The 997-nt window shown below is 30.9% G+C and carries 1 protein-coding gene and 1 pseudogene; one reads left to right on the forward strand and one right to left on the reverse strand.

Annotation, left to right across the window (positions count from 1 at the left end; translation table 11 throughout):
- Positions 1 to 96: 96 nt before the first annotated feature.
- Positions 97 to 621 (reverse strand): hypothetical protein, encoded by a 525-nt coding sequence (locus DRF58_RS18100; protein WP_116037340.1) that lies wholly within the window; start codon positions 619 to 621, stop codon positions 97 to 99.
- A gap of 196 nt (positions 622 to 817) precedes the next feature.
- Between DRF58_RS18100 and DRF58_RS18105 the strand changes: the two are divergent.
- Positions 818 to 997 (forward strand): annotated as a pseudogene (locus tag DRF58_RS18105) (IS4 family transposase); the annotation flags it as partial.

Raw genomic sequence — 997 nt, forward strand, 5'->3', positions numbered from 1 at the left:
TAATAATTCGTTAAATATTTGAATTTCAGAAACTTAAATATACGAATTATTACTTTTCATTGCAAATTTTATTTCATTTCTTATCCCGAACTCAGGTTAATTATCATCATTGTTCAGAAATCGTTCGAAACTATCATCATCATTATCATCATCGTATTCGTCCAGCAAATCAGCAATATCATGAGGATTTTGAACATAATCTATAGAAATTCCTGGTGGATTGAAGAGACCCCATCGGTCAGTAACGAACTGCTTTTGATCGAAACCAGCTACCCATTGTAAAAAAAGAGTTCTAAATTCCTCTATCTGACGATAAACAATTGAAAAATATTTACTGTCTTTAAAACCGCGTTTGTTCATTAGATTTCCCAAACCCTCAATATCCAAACAACCACTTCTAATTAATGCAGCACAATACATTTTAGTGTCATATCGCTTGCTCTCCTCTGCTCTAATTAGGTTTTGCGTTATTCTAGAACTAGCTCTAACTATGAGACCATTAAGAAAAACTAAGAATACTTTATTTTCCGGAATCAGTTTAGAGATTGATTGAAGCGTTTCGTCTATTTCCTCTGCCTTTTGATATAAGGGCGATTCGAAAAAAATTTCCATTGGATCCATTTAATGTTTTTTTTAGGAATTAAAGATAACAAAAAAAAGAGAGCAAAATTGCTAGTCATGGTCGGAAGATTTTTCTTCCGACTTTTTTATTTTTTTTCACCAAAAAAATAAAAGAACTCAATCTATTGATTATTAGTTAATTAGTTTGTTTTTGCTAGTGCTTTTTCGTATCTTTACGACTGATAATCAATTATTTATGTCAGTTTTTAAAGATCACAAAATATCTCTTAGACACGTTTTAGAATTTATTCCCGAAGCACTTTTAAGTCATCTTTCTGCAAGTACCAAAGTGGATTATTACAGCAAGGTTCTGCACGGTAAAAAAATGTTTTATCTACTTCGTTTCTCTATTTTCGATAATGAAAAATTAAGCCAA

The sequence above is a fragment of the Epilithonimonas hispanica genome (assembly GCF_003385395.1).
GTDB classification, from domain to species: domain Bacteria; phylum Bacteroidota; class Bacteroidia; order Flavobacteriales; family Weeksellaceae; genus Epilithonimonas; species Epilithonimonas hispanica.

Bases quoted from the DNA above. Each gene is read 5' to 3' on its own strand.
- DRF58_RS18100 (WP_116037340.1), bottom strand. From the start codon at position 621: ATGGATCCAATGGAAATTTTTTTCGAATCGCCCTTATATCAAAAGGCA.